The 15,944-nt window shown below is 56.9% G+C and carries 11 protein-coding genes; 2 read left to right on the forward strand and 9 right to left on the reverse strand.

Annotation, left to right across the window (positions count from 1 at the left end; translation table 11 throughout):
- Positions 1-53: 53 nt before the first annotated feature.
- The 6 genes from DES29_RS00595 to DES29_RS00620 form a co-directional block, all read right to left on the reverse strand.
- Complete coding sequence (locus DES29_RS00595; RefSeq protein WP_038024919.1) at positions 54-1,541, reverse strand: FAD-dependent oxidoreductase; 1,488 nt, start codon at positions 1,539-1,541, stop codon at positions 54-56.
- A gap of 277 nt (positions 1,542-1,818) precedes the next feature.
- Positions 1,819-2,676 carry an NADPH-dependent 7-cyano-7-deazaguanine reductase gene (locus tag DES29_RS00600; protein WP_021995492.1) on the reverse strand — a complete coding sequence of 286 codons (858 nt, stop codon included), beginning with the start codon at positions 2,674-2,676 and terminating at the stop codon, positions 1,819-1,821.
- Positions 2,677-2,787: 111 nt separating this feature from the next.
- On the reverse strand, positions 2,788-3,750 hold the full coding sequence (locus DES29_RS00605; RefSeq protein WP_021995493.1) for a 2-hydroxyacid dehydrogenase: 963 nt from the start codon (positions 3,748-3,750) through the stop codon (positions 2,788-2,790).
- A gap of 279 nt (positions 3,751-4,029) precedes the next feature.
- Positions 4,030-5,301, reverse strand: a complete 1,272-nt coding sequence (locus tag DES29_RS00610; protein WP_165648823.1) for an MFS transporter — start codon at positions 5,299-5,301, stop codon at positions 4,030-4,032.
- 92 nt (positions 5,302-5,393) lie between these two features.
- The gene (locus tag DES29_RS00615; RefSeq protein ID WP_113854292.1) at positions 5,394-6,500 is read right to left on the reverse strand and encodes an AraC family transcriptional regulator; all 1,107 of its coding nucleotides are present in this window, start codon (positions 6,498-6,500) and stop codon (positions 5,394-5,396) included.
- A gap of 97 nt (positions 6,501-6,597) precedes the next feature.
- On the reverse strand, positions 6,598-7,557 hold the full coding sequence (locus DES29_RS00620) for a TDT family transporter (RefSeq protein ID WP_016474216.1): 960 nt from the start codon (positions 7,555-7,557) through the stop codon (positions 6,598-6,600).
- A 211-nt stretch (positions 7,558-7,768) separates the two neighbouring features.
- On the opposite strand from DES29_RS00620, the gene DES29_RS00625 reads away from it, so the two are divergent.
- The gene (locus tag DES29_RS00625) at positions 7,769-8,773 is read left to right on the forward strand and encodes an alpha/beta hydrolase (RefSeq protein ID WP_113854294.1); all 1,005 of its coding nucleotides are present in this window, start codon (positions 7,769-7,771) and stop codon (positions 8,771-8,773) included.
- A 78-nt stretch (positions 8,774-8,851) separates the two neighbouring features.
- Positions 8,852-9,679: a bifunctional DNA-formamidopyrimidine glycosylase/DNA-(apurinic or apyrimidinic site) lyase gene (gene mutM / locus DES29_RS00630; RefSeq protein ID WP_113854296.1), complete on the forward strand. Its 828-nt coding sequence runs from the start codon at positions 8,852-8,854 to the stop codon at positions 9,677-9,679.
- Positions 9,680-9,738: 59 nt separating this feature from the next.
- Here mutM and DES29_RS00635 read toward each other — a convergent pair whose 3' ends face one another.
- From DES29_RS00635 to DES29_RS00645, 3 genes are all read right to left on the reverse strand, one after another.
- Positions 9,739-13,797, reverse strand: a complete 4,059-nt coding sequence (locus DES29_RS00635) for an SNF2-related protein (protein WP_113854297.1) — start codon at positions 13,795-13,797, stop codon at positions 9,739-9,741.
- A gap of 203 nt (positions 13,798-14,000) precedes the next feature.
- Positions 14,001-15,287, reverse strand: a complete 1,287-nt coding sequence (locus DES29_RS00640) for an amidohydrolase (protein ID WP_016474220.1) — start codon at positions 15,285-15,287, stop codon at positions 14,001-14,003.
- A 196-nt stretch (positions 15,288-15,483) separates the two neighbouring features.
- Positions 15,484-15,897, reverse strand: a complete 414-nt coding sequence (locus DES29_RS00645; protein WP_021995534.1) for a hypothetical protein — start codon at positions 15,895-15,897, stop codon at positions 15,484-15,486.
- Between the last annotated feature and the right edge of the window lie 47 nt (positions 15,898-15,944).

Here is a 15,944-nt window from a genome sequence, read left to right on the forward strand (position 1 = left end):
GGATTAAGAAGCGTGCTTCTCAATCCTCAGCATTGGCATGCAAGAAGACTATTTTAAGCTGCTTTGCCGGATTTGAGCGCTTTGACGTGCTCAGCGACAATCATGCCGAATACACCGGCAGCCGTCAGCTGTGCACCGCCCACGTAATTGTCATAGAACAAGCCGCCGGCCGCATTGCCGATGGCGTAGAGATTGCCGACGGGATGATTTTCCGTGTCGAGCACTTCGCCTTCGGTATTAATCAGCGGGCCGCCGAAGGTGGCCGTCATGCCGCCCTGGAACGGGACAATATAGAAGGGCGCCGTATCAATGACCGGAGCCTTGTCACGGGTGTTGGGCGGCGTGAGCTTGCCCGCATCACCGCCGGCAACGGCCTTGTTGAAGTCCTCGACGGTCTTTTGCAGCGTCTTGGCATCGATGCCGGCCGCTTTGGCGGCTTCTTCGAGCGTCTGGCCGGTGTAGACCGGCGCCTTGGTGCGGGCGTAGGATTCCCAGTCGTTCTTCAGAATCGGCATATCGTGCGTCTTCTGGTCGCAGACCATGAAGGCCCAGTTATCCGGCGTCATGCTCGCGACATCGCGAGACATCTGCACATAGGTCTGACCTTCATCGGTAAAGCGAACGCCTTGACGATTGACGCAGACGCCGTTGTTGACAATGTTGAGCGGGTTGGCGCCGGTCGGGCCGTAAATCGGACCGCAGTGGAACTGGTCGACGTTGACAACTTTGGGCAGGAAGGGTGCCGTGAGCACAATGTTTTCGCCAGCGACGATGCGCGAGCCGCGAATCGGCATCTTCGCGCCGGCAGAACCGATGTACTGCGTGACGAGTGCCTGATTGGCCGAGAAGCCGCCCGTTGCGAGCACAACGCCGTACTTCGCATAGACTTCCGACACAACGCCCTTGGTCTTCACCTTGGCGCCGGCGACGCCGCCCGTCTTCGGGTCGGCAATGAGTTCGACCACCTTGGTGCTCGTGCGCACTTCAACGCCCATGGCCTTGGCCTTATTGAGGAGTGTCATGACGAGCTGTGCTCCGCCCGGCTTCAGTTCGCCGGTGACGAGGTGGGAGCGGTAAAGCTGCGGCCACACCAATTTGTTGCCGGTCAGGAAGTTGATGCCGCAGTAGCTGTGGAGCCATTCAAGAAGGCGCGTGCAGTTGTCAACGACGGTATGCGTCAAAGCGGGCACCGCTTTTTGCTGCGACACCTTCATCATGTCGTCATAGAACGCTTCGGCCGTATCGGCCGGGACATTCTTGGCTTTCTGGAAGCTCGTGTTAAGACCGAGCAGGAAGCCGGCGGCATAAATAGCATTGCCCGCAGGCATCGGCATCTTTTCGAGCAGGAGCGGCTTCAGGCCAAGTTCTGCTGCATGAATGGCACAAACGAGCCCGCCGCAGCCGGCACCGACAATAACGAGGTCGTATTTGGCGGATTTGCTCGATTTGGCTTCGGCAGCAGTCACGCCGCCCAGCATACCCGCCGCTCCTACTGCTCCGACGGCTGCAGTTTTGAAGAACTCACGACGATTTGTGGTCATTTTTCACCTTTTTTATGGTCTTGGCCATCCGCTCTAAGCCTCTGGAACGGGGGATTAAGGCGGCGGCCGTTATTTGACAAAAAAGATCATAGAAGCGTCGGGTGCAGTGAATAGATGAGAATTGTTCTTATTTATGTCGAAATGACAAAGTCTGTTTCACGTTATTTCCCGCACGAAACGGAGTAACAAAATGAAAGAGCAAACCTGCTGACAGACTGGTTTACGTTTGTATGAATGGGACTGCAGTTTTTGCTGCTGCAGTCCTTTGCCGTCAAGTTTATTGACGTCCTTCGCGGATGACGAATTCGGGCATCTTGGAACTCATGGAGCGGTAAGGATTGATGTCAATGCCGCCTCGACGGGTAAAACAGGCCTGAACTTCAAGCGCGGTGAACGTGAACCTCGAGCGCAGATCGTGGAAGATCTGCTCTACGCACTGTTCGTGAAATCCTCGGTGGGCGCGGTAGCTCACAAGGTACTTCAGGAGGGAACGCGGGTCGACAGCTTCGCCGGTGAGCGCTATAGAGACGGATGCGTAGTCGGGCTGTCCGGTGACGGGGCAGAGCGAACGAAAAAGATTCGTGCGCCAAACCGCCGCACGAATATTGCCCTTAACGTCCGTATCGATCGCAGCCGGCGCTTTCTGCAGGAGTTCGGTGTTGACCTCAAAATCGGTGATGCTCACATCCGGGAAGGCTTCTTCGAGGAGTTCTCCGGGCAGATCGTCAATCGTCGGCGTCCAAGTGTCGAGCGTATTGACAGCCACTTCAACCGGAGCGCCGGCGGCGTTGGAAAGGTCCCGCTTCAGAATCGCCGCAACTTCCTCGGCACCGCCCGCAAATCGGGTTTGTGCAAAGCTGCCTTGATAGAGCTTGAGTGATTTTGATTCGATGATCGAGGGCGACGATGCCGGCACAAAGAGGTCAACTTCTGCCGCTTGCGGCAGTCCGTTGGCATTGAGCCAGGAGAATTCATACATGCGCCAGATATCGGTGCCGATGAAGTCGTGGTCGCCGATGGCGTCTCGACCGATGTTGCGGGAAATGGGGAAAAGCAGTTTCGGATCGTACTGATCCGCATAGACGGTGGTTAAACCCAGAGCAGTGCCCTGAGGTTCCGGCATCAAAACAGCCATTAGAAATCCTTTTGCCGCGCCGGCGGCCAAGCATGCGGTTGCACTATGGTGAGCGCATTCTCCACATGCTTAGACTGGGCGTCAAGGCCGCCGCAGATGATTGGACGGAAATTAGTCTTTGCGTGTTCCCGGCACCGGCGTGATAACAGCTTGGCCGGAGAGCGCCTTTCGGATATTGCGCATGACAAGATCCGCCATGTCGGCACGGGTCTCTACGGTTGCAGAGCCTTGATGCGGCGTCAGCACAACATTGTCGAGTGCGATGAGTCCTTCTTCAACGTGAGGTTCGTGCTCAAACACGTCAAGCGCAGCGCCGGCAATGCGGTGCTCCTTCAGGGCTTTAATAAGGGCATCGGTGTCGACAAGCGCGCCGCGGGCGATGTTGACGAGATACCCCTGAGGGCCGAGCGCATCGAGCACTTCAGCATTAACCAAGTGATGCGTTTCGGGGCTTCCCGGAATGACCACGATAAGGAAGTCGCACCACTGAGCCAAGGCTTTCATGTCGGGAAAACGCTGCCAAGGGACGTTCTTGGGTGAGCGTGAGGTGTAGCCCACCTCCATGCGGAAGGCCTGCGAGCGCTGAGCGATGACGCTCCCGATTCGTCCGAGACCGGCAATGCCGAGCTTTTTGCCGAAAAGACGGCGTCCCAGCGGAAAGTTTTTCTTCGGCCAGTCGCCGCGGCGGATAAAGGCGTCGCCCTGAGCGACGCGGCGAGTGACATCAAGCAAAAGCGCGAGGCCAAGGTCAGCCGTGTCTTCACTGAGAACGTCAGGGGTATGGCTGAAGCGGAGTCCGCGCCGGATGATTTCCGCCGTATCGAAGCCGTCATAGCCGACGCCGAAATCCGCAACCATTTTGAGGTTGGGATAAAGATCGAGTTCGGATTTGGGTACTTTGAGGTTGGACGCACCAACAAGGACATCAACGCTGGGACCGAGTTTGGCCGCTGCTTCGGGCGTGAGCTGATCACGATAGAAAACTTCTCCCAGCTGCGGCAGCTGAAGTGAGAGCGGATGCCCGGTATTGCGCGAGGAAATCAAATTGACGATGCAGGGACGGTCGTTGAGCATATTCCAAACCTTAGAGAAAAGTTGTTCGGGCGGCTAATGCGTGAACAACAGTTTAGGACGATGAAGCTCCTCTGAAGGCGTCAATCCATGTCAAAGAGTGATTTTCGCAGTACACGCATCGAGCTTTGCGGATTGAGTTTGGAAGGGATGAGTTCGTTTCATCCGGACGGACGACAAGTCTTTTCAAAGTCCAGGCAGAAAAAAGCCTCCGTCAGCAGCGCCGAACGGAGGCTTATGCGAGTCAACCCGGTTTAGCGGGCTCACTGAGATGCTGGAAGATCATTCCATCGCAACGGCTGACTGAGGGTGCAGAGCCGTGCAGCCGCCGTCAGGCTGTGCGGCGAGACGCCTAAAGGCGAAAGCGCTGATCCAAACCAGTGCAAACCAACCGAAAAATGCCAGGCCGATGGTGCCGAGACCGGCGTTCGGCACAAAATAACCGAGCAGAAACGACGGAATGCTCGTGCCGAGATAACCGGCCAGATAAAGCGTCGAAATCGTCTGAGCGCGCTCCGTGATGTCAGCGTATTCCATGAGGAGCTTGAGCGCCAAAGAGCAGATCGCGCCCATGATGAAGCCGCATAGAACAAGGAGTACGGCAAAGAGGATCGGGCGGGCATAGGCTGCTGCCGCAAACATCCCGGTTCCGGAGACCAGATACCCGGTCACTAAAGGCAAAAGCATTCTGCGCGGGTTCAGTTTTCCGCAAAGGATGCCGCCGGCAGCAAAGGGGGTCACTAACAGCATGTACGTGAGTGCAGCATAGGCCGGCGAGGGCTGACCATCTGCAAAAACCGCACTGCCGATCATGGCCGAGAAGCCTTGGAACCAAGTGCTGAGCGCCCAGGTGCCGATATAACCGACTGCGCAGAGCGGGAAAACCTTTCTGGCTTTCTGAGGGATGCCGAAGCTCGGGGTCAATGCACTGATCAGCGACATAGCCCCCGGCCGCATCGTTTCGACTGCTGGTATTGCTGCTGCGAGCACGACGGCAAGCGTGACGGCCAGTCCAATAAAGAGGGTATCTCCCGAGATGATGCCGGTTTCCGCCGAGAGCCCGGAGAGCACGGTTCCGAAGATGAATCCGATGCCGGGGCCGGCAGCACTCAGAGCGGTTCCCAGCCATACATGGGACTTGGGCGCCGTGTCAACCGTCCAGCTCATGGCGGCGCTTGTTACCAGGCCGGCAAACACGCCTTGAAGCAGGCGCCCCAAAATGAGCGCTGAGGCATTGTGCGGATCAATAAAGCACAAGCAGGAGGCAATGCCGACAGCAAGGGCCAGAATGACCGTTATTTTGCGGCCGAAATAATTGGAGAGTTTTGAGAAAAAGAGAAGCACCGCAAGGCAGCCGCCGACATAGGCAAAGACTGTCATGGAAACTTCAAAAGTGGTGAGCGCAAGTGCCTGTGTCCAGATTGCAATGAGGGGAACTGGTATTGCACTTGCGGCGAAGCAGATAATCACGCAGAGCGCCGCTACGGAGAAGGTGAATGCACGGCGGCCGTCAGAAGGGCTGTTTTGTTTGTTGATTGATCGGAGAGCCATCATGAATCCTTGGAATGGAATTTGTACGGACGCCATTCTAGGAACAAAATGATGGACTAATAATGCCATTTAGTCCAAATTACTTTAGGATTCGTCTAAATTTTACGGTTTGTGCCGATTGTGGGGACTTGAGCTTCTTGGCCAATATTGCCGGAAGCTTCATAAGCTTCATAAGCCGCATAAGCAGCAAGGCTTGCCGTCAGTTCCCGCATCTGCTGCTCTCGGCATTGTGTCGGCGTCATTCCCATAATGCGCTGGAAGACAGCGGTAAATAGGGCCGGAGAGGAAAAACCAAGTCGGGAGGCCGCTTCTTTGATGGAGAAGTTGGTGTCACGCAGGAGCTGACAGGCTGCCGTGATGCGCCATTGGGTGAGGTAGGCGAGCGGCGTCTCGCCGACGCTTTCTCTAAAAAGTTTGGCAAAGCCCGAGCGAGACATACCTGCGGTGCGGGCTAGTGTTTCGACAGTCCAAGGCTTCTCGGGCGCATTGTGGATGGCAGAGAGCGCGCGAAAGAGCGTCGGCTGGCGCAGCGCCAGAAAAATGCCGGGGTGGTTTTTCGCTTCAGGCGAATGAATCCAGCATCGAATGACTTCGATGAGCACAAGCTGCATCAAGTGGGTGGTCACCAGTGAGCTGCCCGGCCCGGAAGATTCGACCTCTTCATGGAGCATTTTCATCATCCATCCAAGGCGATCCGCCTCGTTGTCATTGGGCTTGAGGATCAGAAGCGGAGGGAGCGCAGCGCGCAGCTGAGCGGCAGCCGTCGGGTCCAGCGTCATTTTCCCAGCGAGCAAAATATTTTCTTCGTAACCGGGCTTAATGCCGTAATCTGCGAGACCGCCCCGGAGCTCATAGGGGGTTTGCGCTGAAGGATGAGGCTCAAGCTTGGGATCATCGGTAAAAATGAAACCTGTCGGCTCAACCATGAGTAAAAGCGATCCAGGAAGAAGTTCTATCCAATTAAAGGTGCTTTTAGCTTCAGACAATGCAGAGGAACCGACAGTCCCATGTTCAGAATCATTCTCAGTGAAATCGGGTGTTGGGTTCTCATTTTTCAGGAAAAACATTTTTCCCGTGCGCGGCACCAAGAGTTTCATCCCGGGGTAAGCCGGATAAGCAATGGAAAAGCCGCCGCCGCGTACGCCTGTGGCTGTGTAGCTTTTGACGGAAAGCGCTGCGAGTATCTGAGAAAGTGCATCCATGCTTGACTGAGCCTCATGACGCTTGAGAAAGACCAGAATACTGACGCGGGCGCCGTCCTGAACAGATCTGTTTTTTGGGGTCCCTAAAGCCCTGCCGTTAATTATTCCTCAGGAACTGAGGGAGATTTTTCATGTAGAGCACGAAGACGTAGCAGATGACAACGGCAGCAATCGTTAATTCGAAGTGTGCAAAGAGCCTGAGCTCATAAGCGTATTGCTGAGCTCCGGTGTAATGGGAGACCAGGTTCGAAAGCTTATAGAGCGCCGTTGCCCCGATCGCCATCGGGAAGGTGAATGCAGCATAGCCGGGTGAAAATTTCAGGCGCAGCAGATTCCAAAAAGCAAAGTAGATGGCGATGGTCATCAAAACGGCGATGCCGAAAAGGAGCGCCGTGAGGATCGGGTGAGGATGCTCGTAGACGGAGAGGAGCCCGGCAAGCGACAGAGAAGCTGGCGCGGCCAAAATGGCGAGTGTCGGCTTGGCAGCATTGGCGACCTGCGGCAAGAAGAAGAGCCGATAGAGCATCGTCGGCAGAAGGATCGCATAAGAGACAAGACCAATCACAAAAAGCGTCTGGGCAAAAGGCAAAAATGCCGGAACGCCGGGGAAGGCGACGTCAGCGACGATGATGCCCACTGGCGGAATAAACCAGGAGGGAACCATTTTTTCCAGCACAGGGTCGCGCAGGCGAAACCAAATGAACGCAATAAGGGCAGCCAGGTGAAGCGTGATGCCGACGCACCAGAGCCCGGCGGCAAATGTCGGGAAAGCGTGAAGCAGCGCGCGGGAGATCACCATGAGCGACATGGCAAACGTGGGGACGATGCTGCCGACGACCGGGTGTTTCAGATCTTCCCACAGCGTTTCGGCGTGCAGTACGAAGCGCAGAACCAGCAGCAAAAGGAGTGCTGAGGCGGTAAACGCACCGATGAGCTGTCCCCAGCCGTTGAGCGGAAGAGCATTTTCCATGCACCAGCCAAGACTTGCAACGCCAAGGGCAAGTCCGGCCATCGGTGTCGGAAGACCGCGCAGGCGGCGAGGAAGGGTAGTCAGCATACGAGAATGTGATTCAAAAGAGCGGGTATTTCCGCATGGTTTAATGAAGGCAGGAGTCTAGCAAATTTCTCGATAAGTAAAGAAAAACCGAACAATTTTGTTTATTTGTTAAGGAATGATGAAAATGTTGCTGAAAATAAAGTTGCCGTTGACAACAAGAATCATTCGCATGAAGTAAAGTTGCGGCATCTCTTTCTTTTGTAATTTAGTCATGTCTTCAATCGGGTTCTCTCGCCGCAAGGTTCTTTTTTCTGCCGCTCTGTTGGGCAGCTTGGATGCTGTCGGCTTCAATGTCTTGCCCGCCTCGGCTTCGCCGAGTCCGATCGGTGTGCATGATGCGTCCCATTCCGTGCAGTCAGCAGTGCCGCAGCCGGTGTTTTTTAAAAGAGGACACAAACTCGAAACGGGTTTTCAGGCAGAGATTCGTTCACCCTTGCTCGGAGAAATCCGGACACTGCGCATCCGCATGCCGGACCGGCAGAAGGCCGCTTTGAAGGGCGTGCACGTGCTCTACCTTCTTGACGGCGAAACTTTCTTCGCGGCGGCGGCTGCTTATGCACAGTGGCTTGAACAATCCCGTCTCGGCACCATTGGCGGGGTGATGGTGGTGGGGATTGAAAATAAAGAGAACCGTACGCGTGATCTGACGCCCTCGGCTTCAACGGCAGATCGGCAAGGCCGTCTGGATCCGGCGGCTTCGCTGCAAGGCGGCGGAGCAGGGCGTTTTCTGGATTTCATCACCGGTGAACTACGTCAGACCGTTGAAGCGCAGCTCCCTGACGGCATGCGGATTATTCACCGTACGCTGATCGGTCACTCCTTCGGCGGACTCTTTACCGTCAATGCAGTGCTCACTCAGCCCCATGCATTTGATGACTTTATTGCGGCGGATCCGAGCTTTTGGTGGGATCAGCGCAGACTCATTCAAAAAGCGGCGGCTGACGGCTTGGGCGACAAGGCTGCTGCCGGCCCGGGACGGCGGCTCTATCTCGGCTTTGCCACAAAGCCGCGCCAGGACCGCACCGGCAGTGCTGAGCGGCCGGCAGCGGGGGCTCGCTTGTCAGCAGATCCATTGGTCTCAGACTTTATTGGCAAACTTCAGTCTCAAGGCATGCAGGTGCGCCGACAGGATTTCCCAGATGAGGTGCACGGAACCGTTATGTTCCCAGCCCTGTTTGATGCTTTGAAGCATTTCTATACGCGCGAGCTCTCTTAGTGACAAAGCGGAAGCGGCATGAAGAAGCGGCCGGCATAAAATGGCAGGCATTCGTGTTTCCTTGCAGCTACTTGATTCATGCCTGAACTTCCAGAAGTTGAAGTCACCCGCCGCGGCCTTGCGCCGGCCATTGTCGGCCGCAGCGTCACAGCCGTTAATGTCCGCACGCCCAAGCTTCGTGAACCGCTCCAAGATCTGGCGGCGCTGCTGCCGGGACTCACGCTTGAGCATCTCGAGCGGCGGGCGAAATACTTGATCTGGGCTTTCCGCAGCGCTGCTGGAGAGAAGCGCTGGCTCCTCACGCATATGGGCATGAGCGGCTCATGGCGCATCTGGTCTCTTCCGGCACCGAGCGCCCATAAGCATGATCACGCGGATATCGTTTTTGGCGATGTACTGGTTCGTTATACGGATCCAAGACGTTTCGGATCCATTCTCTTTATGACGACGGATCCGAGAAAGTCGCTTCCCTTGACGAAACTTGGCTGTGAGCCTTGGGATCCGACGCTCACGGCTGATCGTTTTTATACGGAACTTCAGAAGACGCATCGATCGATCAAGGAAGTATTGCTCTCAGGAAAGATCGTCGTCGGCTGCGGCAACATTTACTGCTCAGAAGCGCTGTTTGCGGCTGGCATTCGGCCGACGCGGCCCGCGGATGCCATTTCGAAAGCGCGTGCCGGCAGACTCCTGGAGTCTGTTCGCAAAACCTTGGAGACCGCCATTGCGGCGGGCGGCTCTACGCTCCATGACTTTCACGGCGTGAGCGGCGAAACCGGGTGGTTTCCGCTCGCTTGTGCAGTCTACGGCCGCGAAGGGAAGCCCTGTCCGATCTGCGGCCGGCCGATTGCCCGTATTGAACAGGGCGGGCGGTCCACTTTCTGGTGCCCGCACTGCCAGCATTGAGCTGCAGTCTTAAACCCCCATTGCCGTGGGTGCATCGGAAGCTGCTCTTGAGCTCGGGGTTAGCCAAGCTTAAAAACAGCAGCCAGCTCGCTTGCTGAAAGGTCGCCGATCCAGTTTTCACCGGCGGCTACCGTCATGTCGGCCAAGTCGCGTTTTTGCATCAGCATGTCGTTGATGCGCTCTTCAAAGGAACCGGCGGTAATGAAGCGGTACACCAGCACGTCTCGGCGCTGTCCGATGCGGAATGCCCGGTCCGTGGCCTGCGCCTCGACGGCCGGATTCCACCAGAGGTCATAGTGAATGACGGCCGACGCCGCGGTAAGGTTAAGCCCTGTGCCGCCCGCCTTGAGGGAGAGAATGAAACTTCGCACGGTGCGGTCTTCCTGAAAGCGGTCGACCATTCTCATGCGCTCCTCTGCCGATACGCCGCCGTGCAGAAAGTCGGGGCGCTCGCCGAGAGCTTGCGCAATCCAATCCTGAAGCCGTTCGCCCATTTCGCGGTACTGCGTAAAAATGAGCACCTTGCGGTCGGTATCAGCGCACTGCGAAAGGATTTCCAGGAGGGCATCGCCCTTGCCGGAATCGGGCGTCAGAGATGAAGTTTTCAGGAACTGCGACGGAGAGTTGCAGATTTGCTTCAGGCTCGTAATGAGTTTAAGAACACGGCCTCGGCGCGCCATCCGTCCGGCCGGCGTGTTGTTTTCAGGCGATTTTTCGGCCTCCATGATTTGCTTAAGCATTCGATCAAGCGTTTCTTGATAAAGCACAGCTTGTTCGAGATGCATCTGAGCGAAATGATCGATGGTGTTCTTTTCGGGCAGATCGGCAATGATGGACTTATCAGTTTTCACCCGTCGGAGCATGAAGGGCGCCGTGAGGCGGCGGAAAGCTTCTGCCGCGCGTTCGTCATGATCGGCTTCAATCGGACGCGCAAAGACGTCCGCGAATTCCTTCATGGAGCCGAGGAGCTTGGGCTGTACCGTCGAGAGGATGGACCAGAATTCCATCAGACGGTTTTCCACCGGCGTGCCCGTCATGGCAATCACCTGCTGCGCCTTGATGCCGCGCACGGCTGCAGTCTGCGCCGTGCCGGGATTTTTCACCGCCTGGGCTTCATCGATGATGAGAAGGCGCCACTTCAGGGCAGAGAGCAAGTCATAGTCTCTGCGCAGCGTGCCGTAGCTCGTCAGCAGCACGTCGGGCATGTCGGCTCCCGCCGGCAGCTGCCTGTCGGCGCCGTGGTATACGCCGAAAGTCACTGTCGGGGCAAACTTTGTGAGCTCTCGGGTCCAGTTGGCGATGAGCGTAGTGGGCAGAACGGCGAGGACCTTTTTCTTTTTCAGTTCTCCCGTATTCTTCAGTTCAAGCACGGCGCTGATCACCTGAAGCGTTTTGCCCAGTCCCATGTCGTCGGCAATGAGCGAACCGAGGCCCAGCTTCGTATTCTTCATGAGCCACGAGTAGCCGCGCGCCTGATAGGGACGCAGTGTTGCCTGGAGGCCTTCGGGCGGCTTCATATCGGTGACTTCGGTAATACGCTTTAACCCTTCCTTCACGTCATTGGAAACTTCAATTTCGGCGCCCTCAAATTCGCCGGTAATCACGGCCCGCATCCGTTCGAGCGCCGTCATGGGCGGAGGGTTGTCAAGCGTTTTCTTGATGCGGTTGATTTCATCAGGATCGAGATAGACGAAATCATCGCCGATCTGGACGATCTGTCCGGCTTTGCCGGCAAGGGCCTGGAATTCGTCCTTCGACAAAAGACGGCCGCCGACAGCAGCGTTCCAATCGAAGGCTGCCAAGGCGTCCCGTCCCAGCGGACTCTTCATGAAGTCGATATTGGCGGCGGCAGCGCCCACCAACTTGGGCCGCAGAAGATTGCGCATGGCCTGCGGGAGCATCAGGGTGATGCCGAGCATGCTGAGGTGCGGTGCAATGTCAAAGAGAAAGTCCTTCAAGTCTTCCATGGGAAGCGATGCGGGTTTGCCTTTGCGCTTGCGGATGCCGTCGAGCACTGGGAAGGCCTGTGCAATAGTTTTCAAAATGGTGAGTGCGGCAAAGCGGTGGTTTGCCCAGACGGGATTGCTAAGCAAGGTGCGCAGAAGTACCGGCCGATCCATCGGCAGCTGAGGTTCTTTTGAGCCGGCGCTTAAGGAGGCAGACGAGGCTCGACCTGCAGCAGCATCCGCTTCGCGAAAAAGGGCTTCCGAATCCGGGGCGGCTGGCGGCATGTCGGGGCTGCTGGGAATGTTCGGAATGGCCTCAGGGGCAGCGTTTTCAGGCAGATCCTCAGCCGAGAGCGGGCGCGATAGTTCGTTTTCAGCAGCTTTCTGCAGATCGGCACAACGTCCGAGAATACCGAAATTGACGGCAAAACAGTCTTTTTTAGCGCTGCGTACGGTTAGAACCGGCCGCCAAGGATAGGCGTCGCCCAAAGCGAAGGGCTTGAGCATGCGTGCCAGCGCTTCGCCTGCTGACGGCATGACTTTGCCGTCGAGTTGGTCGAGCGAGCAGCAGGCAGCCGCTGCTTCAAAGATGTCGGACGGTCCTTTGAATGCCTTCCAGCCGAGTACGCCTCGGTTGATGAAGCCCGAAAAGGCCGCAGAAAGCAGCAGTACCGCAGCACGTTTGGGGTCGATTTCGCCGTCAGGGCCGAGTGCAGCGTCGCACTCGACCATACGGTCTGCCCACGGAGCAATGCCTTGAGCCAAAGCATTGACCAATTGGCGCACGGGTTTGCTTCTGAGCGCCGGTATCCACCAGATGCGAGGCGCGGGGTCCTTGATGGCTTCTGTAGAAACCGCAGCGGGGATGAGGGCGCCGTTTTCGAGAAGGTGCGCAGCGGCCGCTGCAGTTTCACGCCAGCATTCGATTTCCGGGCTGAGCGCCTGAGCTTCGCGGCGGGAAAGGGAGGTGAGGAGCGCGTAAAAGAATTCGCTGAAGTCGACCCGAACACATTTGGGCTGAGACCGGCTTGAGGCTGCCGGCAGTTCAAGCTCGATGACAAAGGAGAGGTTGTTGGCGGCCAGCGTGAGCTTTGGAAGCGTACGTGTTTTGATCTCTGCCAAAGCCTTCTCCCATGCCTGCTGTGCGGTTTTGCGGCCGGAACCCTCTGCATGAAAAAATGGATCTGCAAAAGCGCTCCAGGCGGCTTTGGGCGTGAGGAGAGGAGTTCCGCTGCTCCGTTCCTCGTCGGCCGCTTCTGCCTCTATTCGCTCGTCAATGCCTTGCGAGAGGCTGCTCTCTAAAAGGAAAGCCTCCGCAATGGCGTTTCTGGCCTCTCGTTTGGCTTGCCGCATGACTTGGCGCGTAAAGGCCGTGCAGTCTGGATTGTTCGAGATGGCGGAGGTCTTGGGGATCAGTTTGAGGATGGTTTCGCCTAAAGGTTCAAGCCCGGCGTAGGGAAGACTTCGGAGTCTTTGCAGGGCGGCATCGGCGGCGGATCCCGAGGCGAGAGGAGCTGGAGCGCTTTCGTTCGGCGGGGTGCTTTGAGCAGCATAAGTGCTCTCTTTTTCGCTCATCAGAGCGGCGCTCCCGGACAAAATTTCGGATGCATCGAGAGGCTTCACCTTCACAGCTCGGTCCACATCGATGCCGCACTTACGCATCTCGGCCTTCAGATCCAGCCCGCGGAAGCGGAAGATGAAGAACGGGTCGATGTCGATACGGTCGGCCATCACGTAAAACACGGCGGCGAGATGCTTGCACACGCGTGCAGAGTCCGGGCAAGAGCAGGAAAGCTGCATGGAACGCCAGCTTCGCGGAAAAAGCTCAATGTCGAGCTCTCGGCAGAGATCGGCGATGCCGTGCGGGAGTTCGCCGTCCATGAGTGAGGCAACCAAATCCGGGTCGGCGGCAATGGCGGCGGTCAGTCGTTTGGCATCCCTCGCCGAGATGGGCTTCATGCCGACCGTCACTTCATAAGGATAGTAGACCGATCCTGAGACAAAGGCTTCTACGCAGCCGGGGCGGTCGGCAGCTAATGAAAACTGTTCAACGCGTCCCGTATTGGCGTAGGACTTGCCGCGCGGCAGCCGGTTGGCATCATCGACTTTTTCAAGTGCAGCGAGCCACGCTGCGCCCCACCATGTGGTGCCGTACTGCCGTCTGGTAGCCATTTGAATTCTTCTCCTGCCGCTGCCGTGAATAGGTATGAACAAAGATTCTACAGACCGGTTAAGCGATTTTGACGGACAAAAAATATCCCGCCGATCCTTTGTTAATCAGCGGGATAGGGCATCTTTTCAAGCGCGCTTCAAACCGACTGCACAGTACTTATGTGTAAACGCAGACGCTTTAAAGCGGGCAGGCTCGAAGCCGATCAAATGCCGTTGAGGCGCAGTGCTAGACCTTTAAACATGTTGAAGGCCATCGGCAGGCTGGTTTCGTCCTGAATTTCGAAATCGGCACGGTGATGACCATGATGGTTGCAGCCGAAGAGGAAATAAGCGCCGCGGCCGCCGTGCTGAACTACCCGCTCAATGAGCAGTGTGCAGTCTTCCGATCCCGAGGGCTTGTTGAAGCGTTCAATCGACTCGACGCCCGGAACGGTCTTGGCCACCGATTCGATGAGATCGAGCACTTCGGGGCAGGAGGGCAGCGTTGTGGCTTCGCCGGCCTTGACGATTTCAGCTTCGACTTCATAAGCGCGCTTGACGCCTTCGACGATGTTCTCGACGTTCTTCACCATGTACTGGTTAATCTCACCTGTTTCGCCGCGCACTTCGAGCTGCATATCGGCATGAACGGGCGTGACATTGCGGCCTTCGCCGGCATTGAGCCGGCCTACTGCAATGCGGGTTGTGCCTTCGCCGCTGCGCGGAATGCCCTGCATCATCATGGCGGCGGCGCAGGCGGCCATCAGTGCGCTGCGGCCCTTTTCCGGGTCGGCCCCCGCATGAGACGGACGGCCGTGGAAGTGAACGTCAATCTTGGTGGAGGCGAGGAACCCGCTTTCACAAAGGCCGATCGTGCCGAGCTTGGCGAAAGTGCCGACATGAGCGCCGATCAGAGTGTCAACATCGTCAACCACGCCCGAGGCAGCCATGGCGCCTGCGCCGCGGACACCTTCTTCGGCCGGCTGGAAGAGCACCTTGATGGTGCCTTTGAGCTGATCCTTGTGATCAACGAGCCAGCGGCAGACTTCAAGTGCAACAGAAGTGTGTCCGTCGTGGCCGCAGGCATGCATAAAGCCCGGGCGCTTGGAGCTGAAGCCGCAGGCGGTCGGGAGATGATCGGGGGAGTCGGATTCAGTGACGAGCACGCAGTCCATGTCGCTGCGGAAAGCCGTCACGGGACCGGGGCGGCCGGTCTCAAGCACCGCAACAGCGCCGGTGTAGCCGCCCGTTTCATCAATGAAGCTCTGCGGAACGCCGGCAGCGAGCGCACGCTTAATGGCGGCTTCCACCAGCTTGGGATCACGGCCCATCACCGCTTTGGGATTGATGACTTGTGTGCCGAGCAGCACCTTAAGCCCTAAAGCACGAAGCCGCTCTGCGACCAGCCAGGTGGTTTGGAATTCCGTCCAGCCTTCTTCGGGCGTTTGGTGGATCTTCCGACGCGTGGCGATCATTTCCTCAACGTACTGTTTTTCGGTGTATGCGGTCATGAACTTGTCTCCTGACATTGTCTGGAAATTGCTTGTTATATGGTGAAGGGCTGCCGCAGGGGTGCAATGTGCTTTACGCCCAGTCAGCCTGCCGTCCTAGTGAAAAGCATAGAGAATGAATTCTACGTCTGCCGGCCGAAAAGAACCGCGGACATTTAACTGACCGCGGAGGTTTTTCGGGTGCTCTCTCCAATAATTATTTCTTGGAACCAAAAAGCGACTCTTTCACAGAAGACCCGGCTTCCTTGAGTCCGTTCCAAGCTGCGCCGGCACCTTCGACAACGCCGTCCTTGGCCTTGTCGTAAGCGTCTTTGGAGCCTTCCTTGACGTCTTCATAGCCGTCTTTGGCGAGTTCCTTCGCTTTGTCGTAGCCCGAAACGGCGCCCTCTTTGCCGGCGTCGTAGCCCTCCGCAAAGAAAGCCTTGGCGGCGGTATAGCCTTTGCCGATGCATTCCTTGGCTAAAGCCCCTGCAGGATCGAGGCCCTCCTTATCCGCCACCAGTTTCAGGTGAGTGAGTGAACAGACGGATTCGGAGGGGGCTTCAGATGCAGAGGCGGCAAAAGAAGCGAGCGAGAAAGCGACGGTACTGATAAGAATGAGACCCTTCATGATGCTGCTCCAAAATGATTGCAGGCGTACGGCAGCCTTAGCATTTG

The sequence above is a fragment of the Sutterella wadsworthensis genome (assembly GCF_003315195.1).
Taxonomy (GTDB): domain Bacteria; phylum Pseudomonadota; class Gammaproteobacteria; order Burkholderiales; family Burkholderiaceae_F; genus Sutterella; species Sutterella wadsworthensis.